Raw genomic sequence first — 19,529 nt, forward strand, 5'->3', positions numbered from 1 at the left:
ACAGCGGGCATTCGATCATGGGAATGAACGTGGCCACCGGCGGCGGAGGCGGCCGGCGCCGTGGCGCCCGGCGCCCGGTGATGGCGGAGATCAACGTCACCCCGATGGTCGACGTGATGCTCGTGCTGCTGATCATCTTCATGGTCGCGGCGCCGCTGCTCACGACTTCGATCGACATCGATTTGCCGGTCGCCCGCGGCGGCAATCAGATTCAGTCGAACTCGCCGCCGCTGACGCTGTCGGTGAAGCGTACCGGCGGCACCTGCAATTCGCAGGTCGAGTTGTATCTGGGTGATAGTCCGATCGCAGCGTCCGAGCTGGAGGCCAAGATGAAGGCGATCCGCGAGACCCGCTCGGAGACCGACAACACCGTGTATCTTCGGGGCGACAAGGACGTCTGCTATACCGACATGATGAAGCTGCTCGGCAATATTCGGACCGCCGGCTTCAAGGCGAACATCGTCATCGTTCCCGAACAGGGGAGTTGAGCCGGCACGGCGCGGGCGCTGGCCGCGAAGGTGGAGCGGGAATCCTGAAGGTGAAGATCGACAAGACATGGGCAGCCTCGGTGGCGTTGCACGCTCTCGTGCTCGGCTGGGCCATGCTGTCGTTCAGCTCCAAGGCGTTCGAGCTGGAGCCGCAGGATTCGGTCGCGGTCGATACCATCTCCGAAGATCAACTCGCCAAGGTGATGGCCGGGATGCGGACCGGCAAGAAGGAAAATCCCAAGCCCCTGGTCGAGAAGGTCGCCGAGGCCAAGCCGGTCGACGACACCGTCGGCAAGATCAGCGAGAAGGCGCCGGTGGTCACCGATACTTCGCCGCCGCCGCAGCCCAAGCCGAAGCCCGAAGAAAAGCCGGTCGAGAAGAAGCCCGATCCGCCGAAGCCGGTGGTGAAGGAAGAGCCGAAGAAGGAAGAGCCGAAGAAGGCGGAGAAGAAGCCGGAGCCGGCGAAGGAAGAGGCCAAGGAAGCGGAAAAGAAGCCGGAGCCGAAGCTCGATCCGATCGCCGAGGCGCTGAAGAAAGAAGAAAAGAAGAAGCCGCCGCCGAAGCCGACCGAAGCCGCCGCCAAGCCGCCGGAGCAGACCAAGCCGAAGCCTGAACGGGTGTTCGACCAGTCCAAGATCGCGGCGCTGCTCGACAAGCGCGACCCGACCCGCAACGCGGTGACCGGCGATGCGCTGAATTCGAACGCGGCGCTCGGGCTGTCGAAGGGCAAGTCCGCCGACAATTCGGCGACCTGGGGCGCGATGTTCCAGTCGCAGGTCGAGCGCTGCTGGAAGAAGCCCTACGGAGGCATCGAGGCGCAGCGCGCCGAGGCGGCCTTCGTGATCCGGCTGAAGCGCGACGGCTCGCTCGAGGCCATGCCGCAGCCGGAAGGTCATCCGGCGACGCCTTACTTGCGCGTCTATCAGGAAAGCGCGCTGCGGGCGATCATTGAATGCCAGCCCTACAACCTGCCGGCGCAGTTCTTCGACGAGTGGAAGTTCTTCGCGCCCGTGTTCACCGACCGGCGTCCCTGATGCGAAGCCGGAGTCGCCATTTCACGCGCCACGCGGCGCAGATCACCTGACAGACCGATGGATTGCCCGCCCATGCCGTTTCATCTCAATCGCCGCCAGTTGATGATTTCCGCCGCGACGGCCGCCGGCGCACTCGCGCTCGGCCCCGCCGGCGACGCGTTCGGTCAGGCCCGCGTGCAGATCACCGAAGGCAATGTCGCGCCGCTGCCGATCGCGATTCCGAACTTCGTCGCCGGCACCCCGTCGGACGGCGAAGTCGGCGTCGGCGTCTCGCAGGTGATCACCAACAACCTGAAGCGCTCGGGGCTGTTCGCGCCGATCGACCAGGCCGCGTATCTCGAAAAGATCACCAACATCGACGTGCCGCCGCAGTTCAAGAGCTGGGCCAGCATCAACGCCCAGGCGCTGGTGACGGGTCGGATGACGCGTCAGGGCGACGGCCGGCTCAAGGCCGAATTCCGGCTGTGGGACGTCGCCACCGGTCAGCAGCTCGCCGGCCAGCAGTATTTCACCTCCCCGGAATACTGGCGGCGGATCGCTCACATCATCTCCGATCAGATCTACGAGCGTCTCACCGGCGAGAAGGGCTATTTCGACAGCCGCGTGGTGTTCATCGACGAAAGCGGCCCGGCCGAGCGCCGCGTCAAGCGGCTGGCGCTGATGGATCAGGACGGCGCCAATGTGCGCTATCTGACCCGGGGCAGCGATCTGGTGCTGACGCCGCGGTTTTCGCCGACCACCCAAGAGATCACCTACATGGAATTCGGCCAGGGTGAGCCGCGGGTATATCTGTTCAACGTCGAGACCGGACAGCGCGAAATCGTCGGCAATTTCCCCGGCATGTCGTTCGCCCCGCGATTCTCGCCGGACGGCCAGAAGATCATCATGAGCCTGCAGCAGGGCGGCAACTCGAACCTGTTCGTGATGGATCTGCGTTCCAAGGCGACGACCCGGCTCACCGACACCCCGGCGATCGACACCTCGCCGTCCTACGCGCCGGACGGCAGCCGGATCTGTTTCGAGTCGGACCGCGGCGGCCGGCCGCAGATCTACATCATGCCGGCGGGCGGCGGGCAGGCGCAGCGGATTTCGTTCGGCGACGGCAGCTACTCGACCCCGGTGTGGTCGCCGCGCGGCGACTACATCGCTTTCACCAAGCAGGGCGGCGGCCAGTTCGCGATCGGGATCATGAAGCCGGACGGTTCCGGCGAACGCATCCTCACCTCCGGGTTCCACAACGAGGGGCCGACCTTTGCGCCCAACGGCCGGGTGCTGATGTTCTTCCGCGATCCCGGCGGCAAGGCCGGCCCGTCGCTGTTCACGGTCGACGTCTCCGGCCGCAACGAACTGCGCGTTCCGACCCCGGGCTACGCCTCCGATCCCGCCTGGTCCCCGCTGTTGTCCTGATCGCAACTATCGATCGTCGTTCTCGGGTTCGCCGCAGCGGCTTCCTCGCCGCCTCTCCAGCGAGTTCCATGAATCTCCGTGCACCGTGTCCTGAGACGCGGCAATGATCTGCTAAGTATGTTCGCTCAGAAAGACTTCATCTGCCCGAGTTACAACGTGTCGAAAGGATACGCTCGCGCTTGATGCAGCTTGCCAGCCAGAAGCGGGATTTGGAGCAGACGTCCCCTGCCATCCGTGCGGGGCTGGTCGATTCGCTGTTCATGAATCCCGCGCCGATGATCGTCGGCGCATTCGGGCCGGCGATCGCCGGCTCGGTGATCGGGTTCGTCACCGGCAGCATCCTGAACTGGCTGTGCGTCCCGCTGTTCGTGCTGATCGGGTCCGCACGCGCCTGGCAGATGCACAGCTACCAGCAGCGCAACGCTCCGCTCACGGCCGAGGAAGCCGATGTCTGGGAGCGGCGCTATCGGCTCGGCGCCGTCGCGCACGGTATCTCGCTCGGCATCTGGTCCCTGGTGGTGTTGCTCGGCACCAGCGATCCGGCGGCCCACATGCTCTGCGTCGCCACCGTCGTGGCGTACACGTCGGCCGGGGTCGGGCGCACCTTCGGCCGGCCCCAGATCTTCCATCTGCAGGTGCTGCTGAGCTGCGGGCCGCTGATTTACGCGATGCTCGAGGTCGGCGGCGTCTACTACATCGCGCTCGCCTTGCTGAGCGCGGTATTCTTCATTTCGATCCGCCATCTGACATCGAGCCTGCAGCGGATCTATCTCGACGCCTGGATCGGCCGGGAGCGCGAGGCCGCGCTCGCCAACCAGTTCGACACCGCGCTCAACAACATGCCGCACGGTCTGTGCATGTTTCGCCCCGACGGACGTCTGGCGGTGATGAATCGTCGCTTCGCCGAAATGATGCGGCTCCGCGACGATCTGGTCAAAGGCTCGCCGACCGCGATCGAGATCGTGTCCGCCTGCGTGGCGATCGGCGCGATCTCGGCGGCGAACGGCCGATTGATCCTGTCTGAGATCGAGAACTCGCTCGCGGGCGAGATCGTGACGGTCGGCGACGAGTCGGTTCCGCGGTCGCTGTGCTGGACGTTCCAGCCGATGGTCGGCGGCGGTGCCGTGGTGCTGATCGAAGACATCACCGAACGCCGCAATGTCGAGGCCCGGATCGTCCATCTGGCGCGCTACGACGAACTGACGGCGCTGCCGAACCGGGTCAGCTTCCGCGACGAGATCGAGCGGATTCTCGAGGCCGAACACGGTCGCGGCAAGACCCGGCTGTCGGCGCTGCTGTTCATCGACCTCGATCAGTTCAAGCAGATCAACGATACGCTCGGCCATCCGTGCGGCGACCGGCTGCTGTGCTCGGTCGCCGAGCGGCTGCGCGACATGCTGCGGCCGGAAGATCTGGTGGCGCGGTTCGGCGGCGACGAATTCGTGGTGTTCCAGCAGAACATCGCCTCGAACGAGGACGCCGCAGCGCTGGCGCGCCGGATCGTCGACCGGCTCAGCGATCGCTATCTGATCGATCATCACGTCGTCGAGATCGGGGCCTCGGTCGGCATCGCGATGACCTCGCCCGGTACGAAGGCCGATATTCTGCTCAAGAACGCCGACATGGCGCTGTATCGCGCCAAGGCGGACGGACGGGGCACCTATTGTTTCTTCCGCGAGGAAATGGCGCAGACCGTCGAGGCGCGCCGTATCCTCGAGCTCGACCTGCGCAAGGCGCTCGCCAACGAAGAATTCGAGCTGTACTACCAGCCGCTGGTCAACCTGAAGACCGGCAAGATCACCACCTGCGAGGCACTGCTGCGCTGGAACCATCCGGTGCGCGGCACGGTGTCTCCGATCGACATCATCCCGGTCGCCGAGGAAATGGGGCTGATCGTCGATCTCGGCCGCTGGATTCTGCGCAAGGCGTGCATGGAGTGCATGCTGTGGCCGGAGCCGGTGAGCGTCGCGATCAATTTCTCGCCGCAGCAATTCCACCAGCGCGACGTCCTCACCGAGGTGCGCTACGCGCTCGAAGTGTCCGGGCTGCCGGCGAGGCGGCTGGAGATCGAGATCACCGAATCATCCCTGCTGCGCAATACGCAATGGACCCACGACGCGCTGCAGCAGCTCCATGCCGAAGGTGTGCGGATTTCGCTCGACGACTTCGGTACTGGCTATTCGTCGCTCAGCTATCTGCACAGCTTCCCGCTGCAGAAGGTCAAGATCGATCGCTCGTTCCTCGAGGGCATCGACAGCGATCGGCCGCTGACGCTGCTGCGCGGCGTCGCCCGGCTCAGCACCGATCTCGGCATGTCCGTGGTGGTGGAGGGCATCGAGACCAATGAGCAGCTCGAATTGATCAGCGCTGACGGCACCGTCACCGAGGCTCAGGGCTATCTGTTCAGTCGCCCGGTGCCGGCCCAGCGCATCAGACAATTGCTGAACGCGTCCCAAGGCGCGCGCCAGAAGGACGGCAAGGTGCTGTCGTTGCCGACCCGCTCGATCGCCTGATCTCTCACATCGCGATTGCTTGAAATCACTCATGTCTCCGGGGCGGAGACGGATACAAATCATTAACCTTAGATTATAACGATTAACCCTAATGGTTCTAATGCTTTGCTGTGCCGTTAAGGTTTCGTTAAGGTTCATCGTTAGGGATTTCGATCGCAGGTCTCGAACTGTCGTGCACAGCGTGGGGTACGAACGATGGTAGCCGTGAGGCAAGGACAGCAGCAGGGCAGCGTCGCCGCCCGTCGATTAGCGCTGCTCGACAAGGTCGAATACCGATTGGCCGAAACCGATGCCGAACGCGAGGCGATCTATCGCCTGCGGTATCGCGCCTATCTCAAGGAAGGGGCGATCAATTCCAACAGCACCGGGATCGTGACCGATCGGTACGACGATCTGCCGAATTCCTGGATCTTCGGGGTCTTTTACGAGGGCGCGCTCAGCAGCTCCCTGCGGATTACGGTGGGATCGCCCGACTACCCGGCGTGCCCTTCGATGGATGTGTTTCCGGATTTCCTCGAGCCGTGGCTGGCCGACGGCAAGGTGATCGTCGATCCGACGCGCTTTGTCGCCGATCCTGTCAATGCCAATCGGCTGCCGGAGCTTCCGTATCTGACGCTGCGCCTGGCTTACGTGTCCTGCGAGCATTTCAAGGCCGACATCGGCCTTGCTTCGGTACGAACCGAACACCAGGCGTTCTATCGCCGGGTGATGATGCGGCTGATCTGCGCCTCGCGGCCCTATCCGGGACTGAAGAAGCCGATCAGTCTGATGGAGATCGACTTTCCCGCCATGCACGAGAAGCTGTTCGCCCGCTATCCGTTCTTGCGTTCGACCGCATCGGAACGGCACAGCCTGTTTGCGCGAAGCAGGCACGTTCCAACTCTGGCGTTTACCGAGGTTCCGGGCGTCGCTCCGGTCGTCGTCGCGGACCGCTACCATCTCTGACGGCGCTGCGCTGTCGAAGAGGGCGCAGAGATCGGCGAGACGAGCCGGATGTCTGCGCCTGCAGCAGCGAAGAACCTTGCAGCGCGCCGGTCCCCGCGCCCGATGGTCGTGACGGCGAAGCTTCACTCTGGCGCCACATTTACACCTCATTAACCATCGCGGCGGCTTTCGACCGACCGGGGGCATTTGATCGGGTCTGGCAACACCTCGTCAAGGTTGACGGAACGTTCGCTTAACCATCGCCCTGTAGACCGAAACCACAGTCGGAATATCGCGAGCGTGGAGGCTCCGGAATGACCAATCACAAGCGAATCCTCCAGGGATTGAAGGTGGCCGCGGTGCTCGCGGTGGCCCTGTCGATGGGGGCTTGCGCGAACAAGAATGGACTCGGCGGTGCCGACGGTGCGATGGCGGGTGCGGCCACCCCCGGCAGCCAGCAGGATTTCGTCGTCAACGTCGGCGACCGCGTGTTCTTCGAGAGCGATCAGTCGGATCTGTCGCCGCAGGCAGCGGCGACGCTCGACAAGCAGGTGCAGTGGCTGCAGACTTACGCTCGCTACACCTTCACCATCGAAGGCCACGCCGACGAGCGCGGCACCCGCGAGTACAACATCGCGCTCGGTGCCCGGCGCGCGCAGTCGGTGCGCAACTATCTGGTGTCGCGCGGTATCGACGCCTCGCGGATGCGTACGATCTCCTACGGCAAGGAACGTCCGGTCGCGGTCTGTAACGACATCTCGTGCTGGTCGCAGAATCGCCGCGCGGTCACGGTGCTGAACGCCGGCGCCTGAGCGCTCGCTTCGATCGACGTTGCTAAACGGCGCCGCAGGGCGCCGTTTTTGTTTTGGGCTGAGATCTCTGCCGTCGCTTCAGTCACATTTTTGGCGTAGTACGGCGATCAATCCTGCGCCATTCGCTCGGCCGCGCCCTCGAACTCGTCGGACTGTCATGTCATCAGGTTTTGCCGTCTCCGCACGTTCCCTCGCTTTGCTGGCGGCGCTGGTCGTCGCCGTTCCGGCGGCGGCCCAGCAGTATGGTGGCGAGGTCGATCCGGAAATCCGGATCCAGCAGCTCGAGGACCGGCTGCGCGCGCTGACCGGCCAGAACGAAGAGCTGGAATACCGTAACCGCAGGCTCGAAGAGCAACTCCGGCAGTTGCAGGGCAGCGCCGGTGCGCCGGCGGCCCAACAGCCGGCTCCGGCTGCCGGGGCCAGTCCGGCCCCGTCGCCGCAACCGTCGCCGTCCTACGGCCAGCCGGCGCAGCCGGCCTATGGCCAGCAGCCCGGCTACGGTCAGCCGCAAGCTCCGATGGTGCAGCCGCAGCCGACCGCTCCGCAGGGCGGGGGGCGGCGCGGCGATGCGTTCAATCCGGCGCAGAACCCGAATGCGCCGGGCGTGCCGCGTCCGCTCGGCGGTGGGCAGATGCCGATCGAGCAGGGCGGCGGGGGGCCGGCCGGCCGTGCTCCGGGCGCGCCGATCGATCTGTCGAACAGCGGCGGCGGCTACGTCCAGGGTGGCTCGCCGCAAGGCGGCGCGCCGGCCGCGCCGCAGGCACCTGCGGCCGGCGGTGCATTGACGACGCTGCCGCCGTCGCAGACTCCGCGTGACGAGTTCGATCTCGGTATCGGCTACATGCAGCGGCGCGACTACGCACTGGCCGAGGAGACGATGCGCAACTTCGCGCAGAAGTATCCCGACAATCCGCTGACGGCAGACGCGCAATACTGGCTCGGCGAGAGCTTCTTCCAGCGCCAGATGTATCGCGACGCCGCCGAGGCGTTTCTCGCGGTGACCAGCAAGCACGAGAAGGCTGGCAAGGCGCCGGACGCGTTGCTCCGGCTCGGGCAATCGTTGTCGGCTCTGAAGGAGAAGGAAGCGGCCTGCGCCGCGCTCGGCGAGATCGGCCGCAAATATCCGCAGGCTTCGTCTGGCGTGAAGAAGGCTGTCGACCGCGAGCAGAAGAAGCTGAAGTGCTGAACGCAAGCTGCCCCGGCGCCGCCGGGGCCTGACAACCGGCAGGCAGGCGGCCGATGTCCGGAACCGACGACGACGCAGTGTCCGCGACCGAGGCGCGCGGACTGTTCGGCGACTGGAAGGCGGCGCCGGCGATTGTGCTGGCGGTGTCGGGCGGCCCGGATTCGCTGGCGCTGATGTGGCTCGTGGCGCGCTGGCGCAAGGCGTTGAAGCGCGGGCCGTCGTTGTCGGTCGTCACCGTCGATCACGGATTGCGGGCGGAGGCCGCGCGCGAGGCACGTGCGGTCAAGCGGCTGGCAACCTCGCTCGATCTGCCGCACCGGACGCTGCGCTGGCGCGGCGACAAGCCGGCCTCGGGGATCCAGGCCGCCGCCCGCCAGGCGCGCTACCGGTTGCTGGCAGACGCGGCCAGACGCACCGGCGCCACCCACATCATGACGGCTCACACCCGCGACGATCAGGCCGAAACCGTGCTGATGCGACTGTCGCGCGGCAGCGGTATCGCCGGCCTCGCCGCGATGTCGCGGCAAACGGCGCGCGACGACATCGTGCTGGTGCGGCCGTTGCTAGATGTTCCCAAGGCCAGGCTGCTGGCGACGCTGGCCAAGGCCAGGATCGATTTTGCCACCGACCCCAGCAATGCCGATCCACGTTTCGCTCGGCCGCGGCTGCGCGAACTGATGCCGCTGCTCGCGGCCGAAGGCTGCGATGCCCGCTCACTCGCCCGGCTGGCATCGCGGGCCGCGCGAGCTGATGCGGCGCTCGAGCGGATGACCGATGGCGCCGAGCGCTATCTGGAGTTTCTGAATGCGGAACCGAGGCGTCGGGGGTTCGATGCCGCGGCCTTCACCGCATTGCCGGCGGAAATCAGGATTCGGTTGTTGATGCGGGTGCTGTCCTCGCAGGGCTACGAGGGGCCGCCGCAACTCGGCAAGGTCGAAACGCTGGTGACCGCCCTGGAATCGGCCATGAGCGAGGCTGTGCCGCGCCTGAAGCAGACTCTCGCGGGCGCCGTGGTCACGCTGGGCGGTGAGCGCCTCGTGATCGCCCCAGCCCCGCCGCGTCGTGGCCGGACGTGCTGATCCGGCCGGCTGGCAGGTTCACAGGACCTCCCGCGACGGAGCGGCGCTGATCGCCACGATTTGAGCGGGAAATGGATTAGAATGCGCCAAATAGTCCTGTGCGGTTCTCTTGGCACGGAGCCGGGTCACACCTAGATTAGGCGGGCCGGCTCACGGGACCACCCCGCAGGGCCTTTTCGTTTCGGCGCCGCAGGGCCCACCCGGTCGCGATCCGCGCGACCCATAAGGAAGACCGATGAACGCCAATCTGCGCAATTTCGCCCTCTGGGTCATCATCGTGCTGCTGCTCTTGGCGCTGTTCACGCTCTTCCAGAATCCGGGCCAGCGCACCGCGTCTCAGGAAATTCCATTCTCGCAGCTTCTGACCGAGATCGATCAGAATCACGTGCGCGACGTGGTGATCCAGGGTCAGGAGATCCGCGGCACCTTCACCAACGGTTCGACCTTCCAGACCTACGCGCCGAACGATCCGTCGCTGGTCACCCGCCTGTACAACGGCAAGGTGTCGATCACGGCGAAGCCGCCGGGCGACAACGTGCCGTGGTTCGTGTCGCTGCTGGTCTCATGGCTGCCGTTCATCGCGCTGATCGGCGTCTGGATCTTCCTGTCGCGGCAGATGCAGGGCGGCGCCGGCAAGGCGATGGGCTTCGGCAAGTCGCGCGCCAAGATGCTGACCGAAGCGCACGGCCGCGTCACCTTCGAAGACGTCGCCGGTGTCGATGAAGCCAAGCAGGATCTGCAGGAGATCGTCGAGTTCCTGCGCGACCCGGGCAAGTTCCAGCGGCTCGGCGGCCGGATTCCGCGCGGCGTGCTGCTGGTCGGCCCGCCCGGCACCGGTAAGACCCTGATCGCGCGAGCGGTCGCGGGCGAGGCCAATGTGCCGTTCTTCACGATCTCGGGCTCGGACTTCGTCGAAATGTTCGTCGGCGTCGGCGCCTCTCGCGTGCGCGACATGTTCGAGCAGGCCAAGAAGAATGCGCCGTGCATCATCTTCATCGACGAAATCGACGCTGTCGGCCGTCATCGCGGCGCCGGCCTCGGCGGCGGCAACGACGAGCGCGAGCAGACCCTCAACCAGTTGCTGGTCGAGATGGACGGCTTCGAGGCCAATGAGGGCGTGATCCTGATCGCGGCCACCAACCGGCCCGACGTGCTCGATCCGGCGCTGCTGCGTCCCGGCCGCTTCGACCGTCAGGTCGTGGTGCCGAACCCGGACGTCGTCGGTCGCGAGCAGATCCTCAGAGTTCATGTCCGCAAGGTGCCGCTGGCGCCGGATATCAACCTGAAGACCATCGCGCGCGGCACCCCGGGCTTTTCGGGCGCCGACCTGATGAACCTCGTCAACGAAGCGGCGCTGATGGCTGCCCGGCGCAACAAGCGCATGGTCACGCAGTCCGAGTTCGAGGACGCCAAGGACAAGGTGATGATGGGCGCCGAGCGCAAGTCGCTGGTGATGACGGAGGAGGAGAAGCTCCTCACCGCGTATCATGAAGGTGGCCACGCCATCGTCGGCCTCAACGTTCCGGCCACCGACCCGATCCACAAGGCCACCATCATTCCGCGCGGCCGTGCGCTCGGCATGGTGATGCAGCTCCCGGAGCGCGACAAGCTGTCGATGTCGCTCGAGCAGATGACCTCGCGCCTCGCCATCATGATGGGCGGTCGCGTCGCCGAGGAAATGGTGTTCGGCCGGCAGAAGGTGACCTCGGGCGCATCCTCCGATATCGAACAGGCCACCCGTCTGGCCCGGATGATGGTGACTCGCTGGGGCCTGTCGGAAGAGCTCGGCACGGTGTCCTACGGCGAGAACCAGGACGAAGTCTTCCTCGGCATGTCGGTGTCGCGCACGCAGAACGCCTCGGAGGCGACGGTCCAGAAGATCGACGCCGAGATCAAGCGGCTGGTCGAGGAAGGCTACAACGAGGCCACCCGCATTCTCACCGAGAAGCGGGCCGACCTCGAGGCGCTGGCCAAGGGCCTGCTAGAATACGAGACCCTGACCGGCGACGAGATCACCGACCTGATCAACGGTAAGAAGCCGAACCGCGAATCGGTGCTGGAGCCGTCGGGTCCGCGGACTTCCGCGGTGCCGCCCGCCGGCAAGCCACGGCCGCGGCCCGATCCGGGCCTGGAGCCGCAGCCCCAGGCGTGATCGGTCTGATTATCGCATGTGTTCTGAAAACGCGGTCCCTTGGGGCCGCGTTTTTGCTGAGCGGCATGATTGAGCAAAGACAATTCAGCCAGGGATGAACTGTGCTGCTGTTCGGCGTCGAGCGCGTCCGGCTCTGATCGGGGCAGAGCCTGCCTCGGTTCGCTGCGCTGAGGCGCTTTCGCTCGCGAGCCGGGCTCGACTTCTCGCGACTGCCCTGGATCGGAGCACCGATGAATCGCCGGTCGGTTTTGATGGCTGGAGCTGCCGCGCTGGCGATGGCCGCCAGTGGTGCCGTCCTGTGGGCGCGGCAGGACATCGGCCGCTGGCGCGACGCTGCCGATGCGATAAGGCAGCCTTTGAACCCAGAGCTTGCCGGTCGGGTGGCGATCGCCGAACTGGTGCGTTGCGCCACGCTCGCTGCCAACAGCCACAATACGCAGCCTTGGCGGTTCGTCGCCCGGGATGCCGACATCACCATCGCGCCGGACTTTTCCCGGCGTTGTCCGGTCGTTGATCCGGACGACCATCATCTGTTCGCAAGTCTCGGTGCGGCTGCCGAGAACATCGTGCAGGCGGCGCCGGTGTTCGGTCTGTCTGCGACGGTGAGAGCTGTGGGAGAGGACGGCCGGGTGAGGATCGATCTGGCGCCGGGCGCTGCCGAGACCTCGGAGTTGGCGGCCGCAATCGTCAAGCGGCAATGCTGCCGCGGCTTGTACGACTCCCGGCCGGTTCCGGCGGACGACCTGCAGAGGTTGGCCTCCGCCGGCCGCAGTGACGGCGTCGACATTCTGTTGCTGACCGAGCCTGCGGCGGTCGACGCCGTTGCGTCCCTGGTCATCGCCGGCAACACCGCCCAATTCGCCGATCCGAGTTTCCTCGCCGAACTGAAGCACTGGCTCCGCTTCGGATACGCCGATGCGGTGGCGACCGGCGACGGGCTGTTTGCAGGCGTGTCCGGCAATCCCGCCTTGCCCGCTCCGGTCGGGCGGTTGCTGTTCGAGCACGTCGTCTCGGCACACTCCGAGAACGCCAAGTGCCGGGCCCAGATCGCCAGTTCTGCGGGCCTTGCCGTGTTCGTTTCGGACCACGACGACCGCGGACATTGGCTCGCCGCCGGTCGGGCGTATCAGCGCTTCGCGCTGCGCGCGACCGCGCTCGGTATCAAGCACGCCTTCCTGAATCAGGCGGTCGAGGTGCCGCAGCAGCGGCACCGTCTTGCCGAAGTGCTCGGTCTCGGCGCGCGCCGTCCGGATCTCATCGTGCGCTTCGGCTACGGAGCCGACATGCCCCGGTCGCTGCGGCGCCCGATCGCCGATGTGCTGGTGTAGTTCGGTCGAACGCGGCGCTGTCGCATAGCCCCATGAGCTGTGATTGCTTGACCTGGCGCTGCGCAGCCATCACGCCATGGTCGGCAACGCGGACCAGACCATGACCACTCACATTCAGAAAGCTCCTGCCTATTGGTCGCGTGATGCGATCTGGCCCGGCATTGTCGCGATCGGTCCGATGCTGCCGGGGACGCTGGCGTTCGGCATGGCGTTCGGCGCGCTATGCGCGCAGAAGAACTTCACGCTGGCCGAAGTCGAAGTGATGATGGCCACCGTGTATGGCGGGCTGTCGCAGTTTGTCGCGGTGCAGGCTTGGCCGGAGGCGCTGACGCCGTCGTCGATCGCCGCGCTGGCGCTGCTCACTGCCACCGTCAATATCCGGTTCTTCCTGATGACGGCCTCGATGCGGCCGTGGCTCGGAACGCTGCCGGCATGGCAGGTGTATCCGCCGCTGCTGCTGGTCACCGACGGCGGCTGGCTCGCCGCAATGCGCTATCGCGAGCACGGCGGCGCCAATGCCTGGTTCTATGTCGGCGGGGCTGTGGTGCTGTATCTGGTGTGGCTGGTATCGGCGATTCCCGGCTTTCTGCTTGCCGAACAACTCGCCGATCCGAAGAAATTCGGCGTCGATATCGCGATGCCGGCGTTCTTTGCGGCGCTGCTTGTGCCGGCCTGGAAGGGACCGCGTCGCGCGATTCCCTGGGTGGTGTCCGGTATTGTGGCTCTGACGGTGCACTACCTCGTGCCGGGCTATTGGTTCATCATTGCCGGCGCGCTGTCCGGCGCGGCGGCTGCGGGACTGATGGACGATCCGTCACCGCGTGGCTCGCAGCCGGAGCGGGCGTCATGACCGAGATGCTGCGCGGCGATGTGATGCTCGCCTTCGCGGTGATGACCGCGGTCACCGTGGCGTCCCGACTCGGCGGCTATTTCCTGATGCGCTATGTCGATGTCACACCGCGGATTCGAAGAATGTTCGAGGCGCTGCCCGGCTCCATCATCGTCGCGGCGGCGCTGCCCGTCGCTGTCAATGGCGGCCCGATCGTGATGGTCGCGCTGGCGGCCGCAATTGCGGTGAGTGTGCTGCGTCGCAACGACTTCCTGGCGGTCGCTACTGGTATGTTAGTAGCGGCGCTGGCGCGTGCGGTAGGATTGCCCGGCTAGTTTGCAGGAATGCTATTCATTTCATTGCCGTAAGGGCTTGCCTTCGGTTCTGAATAGGTGTTCACTTTTTTCACTGATTTGGCGGGGGAGTGCGTCGGTTTTCCTCGTTACTCCAGCAACTTGCTGAGCGATTCGGGCCGTGAATCGGGCTGCGGATGCGCTCGTTTCCGGGACGGCAGCGTCATGGTTTACCGGCGGACCCATCAGGTCGTGAAGCGTTTGGCGGCGCGCCGCAGCGCAATTCTCGCTGCAGCGCGAGAGACAGCCGCCGATGGCGGAATGGCTGCCGTCCAGATTGCGCCGGTGGCTGCGCGCGCCAAGGTCGCGGCCGGAACCGTGTATCGTTACTTCCCGTCGAAGGCCGACCTGATCTCCGAACTCATCGCCGACGTCTCGCGCGACGAACTCGCTGCGATCCGCCGCGCCGCCGACGCCGCGCCCGGGCCGTCCTCCGCGCTCGCCGCAGCAGTGACCACGGTGGCGGTGCATGTGCTGTCGCACCGCAAGCTCGCCTGGGGAATTCTGGCCGAACCGGTGGATGTCGACGTGTCGGCGTCGCGGCTCGCCAGCCGCCGCGAGATTGCCGGTGAGATCGAATTGCGGATCGAGGCCGCAGTGCGGGCCGGGCATCTGCCGGCGCAGGACACGGCCCTGGCCGCGACGGCGCTACTCGGCGCCGTTCACGAGTCGTTGGTCGGTCCGCTGGCGCCGGACAATCTCGACGATCCGGCGAAGTTGCGTGATGCGGTGCAAACCGTGACGCTGCTGGCGCTGCGCGCGGTCGGTGTGATGGATGCCCGCGCGCGCGGCCTTGTGGTACAGGCCGTGGTCCCGCCACGTAGTCTGGTCGGCGCCTGATCAGTTCCCGTTTGCCCTCGGCAAACGCTGTGGCTATGACAATTCACGTCTCCTGATCCGCCCCGTTCCCGCTCGCCGGAGACGCGACAAGCACGGCCGCAGCAGCCCGCGCAGGAGTTCCGCATGACCATTCTGATGCCGGAGCCGGACCAGTCGGTGCTGGCGCGCCGCGACGAGATCATTGCGGCCTTGCGCAGGATCGTGCCGGGCGAGGGCGTGATCTCCAGCGACGCCGAGATGAAACCCTATGAGTCCGATGGCCTCATGGCGTATCGGCAGCCGCCGATGGTGGTGGTGCTGCCGAGCACCACCAAACAGGTCTCCGAGGTGCTGCGCTATTGCCACCAGAACGGCATCAAGGTGGTGCCGCGCGGCTCCGGGACTTCGCTGTCGGGGGGCGCGCTGCCGCTCGCCGATGGCGTGTTGCTCGGGCTCGGCAAGTTCAAGCGGATTCGCGAGATCGACTTCGACAACCGTGCCGTCGTGGTCGAGCCCGGCGTCACCAATCTGGCGATCAGTCAGGCGGTCGATCACGCCGGCTTCTACTACGCGCCTGATCCGTCGTCGCAGATCGCCTGTTCGATCGGCGGCAACATCGCGGAGAACTCCGGCGGCGTGCACTGCCTGAAATACGGCATGACCACCAACAACGTGCTCGGCTGCGAAATCGTGCTGATGACCGGCGAGATCCTGCGGATCGGCGGCAAGGCGGCCGAATGCGCCGGCTACGATCTGATGGGCGTCATCACCGGATCGGAGGGGTTGCTCGGCGTTATCACCGAAGTCACCGTGCGGATCCTGCGCAAACCCGAAACGGCGCGGGCGCTGATGATCGGCTTCACCAGCGTCGAGGCCGCCGGCCAGTGCGTTGCCGACGTGATCAGCGCAGGCATCATTCCCGGCGGCATGGAGATGATGGACAAGCCGGCGATCCACGCTGCCGAAGCCTTCGTCCATGCCGGCTATCCGCTCGACGTCGAGGCGCTGCTGATCATCGAGCTCGACGGTCCGCAGGTCGAAGTCGACGAGCTGATCGGAAGGGTCGAGGCGATCGCGCTCGGCTGCGGCTCGACCACCTGCCAGATTTCGACCAGCGAGCAGCAGCGGCTGCTGTTCTGGTCCGGCCGCAAGGCGGCGTTCCCCGCGGTGGGCCGGATCTCGCCCGACTATCTGTGCATGGACGGCACGATCCCGCGCGCGCAACTACCGTTGGTGCTGCGGCGGATGAACGAGATGTCGGAGAAATACGGCCTGCGCGTCGCCAACGTGTTCCACGCCGGCGACGGCAATCTGCATCCGCTGATCCTGTACGACGCCAACAAGCCGGGCGAGCAGGACGCCGCCGAAGCGTTCGGCGCCGACATCCTGCGGCTGTGCGTCGAGGTCGGCGGCGTGCTCACCGGCGAGCACGGCGTCGGGATCGAAAAGCGCGACCTGATGCCGGAGATGTTCTCCGACATCGATCTCAACCAGCAGCAGCGGCTGAAATGCGCATTCGATTCCGAGGGCCTGCTCAATCCCGGCAAGGTGTTCCCGACGCTGCACCGCTGCGCCGAGCTCGGCCGGATGCATGTGCACAAGGGGCAGTTGCCGTTCCCGGACATTCCGCGGTTCTGACCGGGTCGGTCGTCGTAGATGTGGCTCTCGATCTCATACCGCGCCGTCATTGCGAGGCGAAGCGACGAAGCAGTCCAGCTCTTCGCCCCTCGCACTGGTTTGCTTCGCTTCGCTCGCAGTGACGGAGCGAGACTTGTTGACCTCGACCTGAAGGACGAGATTCGCCCGTGGATACGCTGAAAGTACGCGACGCGCAGGAGGTCGAGGACGCGGTGCGCGCCGCGATCGCCAATGAGCAGCCGATCGAGATCGTCGGCCATGGCAGCAAACGCGCCATCGGGCAGCCGATGGCCACCAATGCGGTGCTGGAGCTGTCGGCGCTCAACGCCGTCACGGCTTACGAGCCCAACGAACTGATCATCACCGTGCAGGCCGGCGCGCCGATGGCCGATGTGCTGTCGCTGATCGATTCCAAGAACCAGCATTTCGCCTTCGAGCCGATGGATACTGCGGCGCTGCTCGGCACTGCGCCGGGGGCAGGCACGGTGGCCGGCATGATCGGCGCCGGCCTCGCCGGGCCGCGGCGGATCAAGGCGGGCGGAGCCCGCGATCATCTGCTGGGGGCGCATGCGGTGTCGGGCTTCGGCGAGAGCTTCAAGGCCGGCGGCAAGGTGGTGAAGAACGTCACCGGCTACGACCTGTGCAAGCTGCTCGCCGGCTCCTGGGGCACGCTGGCGGTGATGACCGAAGCCACCCTGAAGGTGACGCCGCGGCCCGAGAGTGAGCGCACCCTGGTGCTGCGCGGGCTCGGCGACGTCGTGGCCAACAAGGCCATGACCACGGCGCTGGGCTCGCCCTACGACGTCACTGGCGCCGCGCATCTGCCCGGCTCGGCGCTCCGCACCACGGCCGGTGCATTGGCGGAGATTGCCCAGCCCGATCAGGCGCTGACGCTGCTGCGGCTTGAGGGTATCACCTCGTCGGCGAGCCACCGCGCCCAGTCGCTCCGTGCGGCGCTGAAGAGTTTCGGCGATGCCGAGCTGATCGAGGACGAGGCTTCCGCGGCGCTGTGGCGCGCGGTGCGCGATGTCGAACCGTTCGCGGCCTCCGGCCCGCGGGCGCTGTGGCCGGTGTGGAGGATCGTCTGCCCGCCGGCAGCCGGAGGCGCTCTCGGCGAGCAGCTCAGCCGCGAGAGCGGCGGTGAGGTGATCTATGATTGGGGCGGCGGCCTGATCTGGGCAGCCTTGCCGCCGGCAACCGACGGCCACGCCAAAGCGTTGCGCCAGCGGGTCGAGAAGATCGCCGGCCATGCCACATTGATCCGCGGCAGCGACGCGGTGCGGGCGGCGATCGACGTGTTCCATCCGCAGCCGGCGGGCCTCGCGGCGCTCGGCGACCGCGTCAAGCGCAGCTTCGATCCCACCAACATTCTCAATCGCGGCCGGATGTCGCGAGGATCTGCGACATGAAGACCGAATTCAGCCTGACCCAGCTCGCCGATCCCGATATCGCCGAGGCCGACAGGATCCTGCGCGCCTGCGTGCATTGCGGCTTCTGCACCGCGACCTGTCCGACCTATGTGCTGCTCGGCGACGAGCTCGACAGTCCGCGCGGCCGCATCTACCTGATCAAGGAGATGCTGCAGAGCGACCAGCCGCCGACCGCGGACGTCGTCAAACACATCGACCGCTGCCTGTCGTGCCTCGCCTGCATGACCACCTGTCCGTCGGGCGTCAACTACATGCATCTGGTCGATCAGGCCCGCGCGCGGATCGAGAAGCAGTACCGGCGGCCGTTCTGGGACCGGGTCGTGCGCGAGGCGCTGTCGTGGATGATGCCGCATCCGGGCATGTTCCGGCTCGGCATGTGGGCGGCCCGGATCGTGCGGCCGGTCGCGGCGCTGTTGCCCGGCTCGCACGACCTGACGCATCCGACCGTGCTGAGCCGGATCAAGGCGATGCTGGCGCTGGCGCCGAAGCATCTGCCGGAACCCGGCCCCGATTCTGGGACGACGTTTCCGGCGGTCGGGCCGAAGCGCGGCCGAGTGGCGCTGCTGCACGGCTGCGCCCAGCAGGTGCTGGCGCCGCGCATCAATCGCGCGGCGATCAATCTGCTCACCCGCCACGGCATCGAGGTGGTGCTTGCCGCCGACGAGGCGTGCTGCGGTGCCCTGATCCATCACCTCGGCCGGGACACCCGCACGCTCGACTATGCCCGCACCAACATCAAGGCGTGGCTCGCCGAGATCGAGCGCGGCGGTCTCGACGCGATCCTGGTAACCACCTCGGGCTGCGGTACGGTGATCAAGGATTATGGCTACATGCTGCGAGAAGATCCGGAGTATGCGGCGGCGGCCGCAAAGGTTTCGGGCCTCGCCAAAGACATTAGCGAATATGTCGGTGGGCTCGAACTGTCATCGCCTCGTCCGCATGACGACGTCGTAGTGGCTTATCACTCCGCCTGTTCGTTGCAGCACGGCCAGAAAATCACGCAGCTCCCCAAAGAATTGCTTTCCAAGACTGGATTCGTGGTGAAAGATATTCCCGAGAGTCATTTGTGTTGTGGTTCGGCGGGCACGTACAACATTCTCCAGCCTGACATCGCGACCAGATTGCGCGACCGCAAGGTCGCCAACATCGCTTCCGTCAAGCCGGACATGATCGCCGCAGGCAATATCGGCTGCATGGTGCAGATCGCCAGCGGAACGGAAGTCCCTGTGGTGCACACGATTGAACTTCTCGATTGGGCGACGGGCGGGCCCCGTCCTGCTCCGCACTGATCGGAGCCTGGAACGCCGGTCGCTGAGCGCGGGATCGTCGACCGGAAGGCGATCCGCACAGCAGGAGGACGACGATGGCGAAAGGCAAGAAGTCCAAGACCAAGGACAAGGCCGACAAGAAGGCCGACAAGTCCAAGTCCAAAAAGAAGTCCAAACTGCTGCTGGCGAAGAACACCGGAAAGCCGGCCAAGAAGGCCAGCAAGGCGTCGGCTTCGAAGTCAAAGTCGAAGGTCGACCCGAAGTCCAAA

The 19,529-nt window shown here is 65.9% G+C and carries 16 protein-coding genes; all 16 read left to right on the forward strand.

The window, feature by feature from the left end:
* Positions 1–17 precede the first annotated feature (17 nt).
* The 16 genes from DU475_RS12035 to glcF all read left to right on the forward strand — a co-directional run bounded on the left by DU475_RS12035 (position 18) and on the right by glcF (position 19,281).
* Positions 18–488 (forward strand): biopolymer transporter ExbD, encoded by a 471-nt coding sequence (locus tag DU475_RS12035; protein ID WP_013501064.1) that lies wholly within the window; start codon positions 18–20, stop codon positions 486–488.
* A 50-nt stretch (positions 489–538) separates the two neighbouring features.
* Positions 539–1,522: a cell envelope integrity protein TolA gene (gene tolA, locus DU475_RS12040; protein WP_164632288.1), complete on the forward strand. Its 984-nt coding sequence runs from the start codon at positions 539–541 to the stop codon at positions 1,520–1,522.
* A 57-nt stretch (positions 1,523–1,579) separates the two neighbouring features.
* Positions 1,580–2,929, forward strand: coding sequence for a Tol-Pal system beta propeller repeat protein TolB (gene tolB / locus DU475_RS12045; protein WP_041807101.1), 1,350 nt, complete (start codon positions 1,580–1,582; stop codon positions 2,927–2,929).
* Positions 2,930–3,111: 182 nt separating this feature from the next.
* The gene (locus tag DU475_RS12050) at positions 3,112–5,442 is read left to right on the forward strand and encodes a putative bifunctional diguanylate cyclase/phosphodiesterase (RefSeq protein WP_164632289.1); all 2,331 of its coding nucleotides are present in this window, start codon (positions 3,112–3,114) and stop codon (positions 5,440–5,442) included.
* A 195-nt stretch (positions 5,443–5,637) separates the two neighbouring features.
* On the forward strand, positions 5,638–6,387 hold the full coding sequence (locus DU475_RS12055) for an N-acyl amino acid synthase FeeM domain-containing protein (RefSeq protein ID WP_164632290.1): 750 nt from the start codon (positions 5,638–5,640) through the stop codon (positions 6,385–6,387).
* A 293-nt stretch (positions 6,388–6,680) separates the two neighbouring features.
* Positions 6,681–7,178, forward strand: coding sequence for a peptidoglycan-associated lipoprotein Pal (pal, locus tag DU475_RS12060; protein WP_013501069.1), 498 nt, complete (start codon positions 6,681–6,683; stop codon positions 7,176–7,178).
* 157 nt (positions 7,179–7,335) lie between these two features.
* Positions 7,336–8,364, forward strand: a complete 1,029-nt coding sequence (gene ybgF / locus DU475_RS12065) for a tol-pal system protein YbgF (RefSeq protein ID WP_164632291.1) — start codon at positions 7,336–7,338, stop codon at positions 8,362–8,364.
* A gap of 53 nt (positions 8,365–8,417) precedes the next feature.
* A complete protein-coding gene (gene tilS, locus DU475_RS12070; RefSeq protein WP_164632292.1) occupies positions 8,418–9,443 on the forward strand; it encodes a tRNA lysidine(34) synthetase TilS in 1,026 nt (341 codons plus the stop codon).
* 235 nt (positions 9,444–9,678) lie between these two features.
* A complete protein-coding gene (gene ftsH / locus DU475_RS12075) occupies positions 9,679–11,595 on the forward strand; it encodes an ATP-dependent zinc metalloprotease FtsH (protein ID WP_013501072.1) in 1,917 nt (638 codons plus the stop codon).
* A gap of 251 nt (positions 11,596–11,846) precedes the next feature.
* Positions 11,847–12,923 (forward strand): Acg family FMN-binding oxidoreductase, encoded by a 1,077-nt coding sequence (locus DU475_RS12080; RefSeq protein WP_246700310.1) that lies wholly within the window; start codon positions 11,847–11,849, stop codon positions 12,921–12,923.
* A 100-nt stretch (positions 12,924–13,023) separates the two neighbouring features.
* Complete coding sequence (locus DU475_RS12085; RefSeq protein WP_041807713.1) at positions 13,024–13,773, forward strand: AzlC family ABC transporter permease; 750 nt, start codon at positions 13,024–13,026, stop codon at positions 13,771–13,773.
* Positions 13,770–14,087, forward strand: coding sequence for an AzlD family protein (locus DU475_RS12090; RefSeq protein WP_047308997.1), 318 nt, complete (start codon positions 13,770–13,772; stop codon positions 14,085–14,087). The genes DU475_RS12085 and DU475_RS12090 overlap by 4 nt, the downstream gene beginning before the upstream one ends.
* A 183-nt stretch (positions 14,088–14,270) precedes the next feature.
* Positions 14,271–14,945 carry a TetR/AcrR family transcriptional regulator gene (locus tag DU475_RS12095; protein WP_013501076.1) on the forward strand — a complete coding sequence of 225 codons (675 nt, stop codon included), beginning with the start codon at positions 14,271–14,273 and terminating at the stop codon, positions 14,943–14,945.
* 123 nt (positions 14,946–15,068) lie between these two features.
* Positions 15,069–16,562, forward strand: coding sequence for an FAD-linked oxidase C-terminal domain-containing protein (locus DU475_RS12100; protein WP_164632294.1), 1,494 nt, complete (start codon positions 15,069–15,071; stop codon positions 16,560–16,562).
* 167 nt (positions 16,563–16,729) lie between these two features.
* The gene (locus tag DU475_RS12105; RefSeq protein WP_164632295.1) at positions 16,730–17,971 is read left to right on the forward strand and encodes an FAD-binding protein; all 1,242 of its coding nucleotides are present in this window, start codon (positions 16,730–16,732) and stop codon (positions 17,969–17,971) included.
* The gene (gene glcF, locus DU475_RS12110) at positions 17,968–19,281 is read left to right on the forward strand and encodes a glycolate oxidase subunit GlcF (RefSeq protein WP_047309000.1); all 1,314 of its coding nucleotides are present in this window, start codon (positions 17,968–17,970) and stop codon (positions 19,279–19,281) included. Before DU475_RS12105 ends, glcF begins: the two co-directional genes overlap by 4 nt.
* The last annotated feature ends 248 nt before the right edge of the window (positions 19,282–19,529 follow it).

Source organism: Rhodopseudomonas sp. WA056, from assembly GCF_010906995.1.
Lineage (GTDB): Bacteria > Pseudomonadota > Alphaproteobacteria > Rhizobiales > Xanthobacteraceae > Rhodopseudomonas > Rhodopseudomonas palustris_G.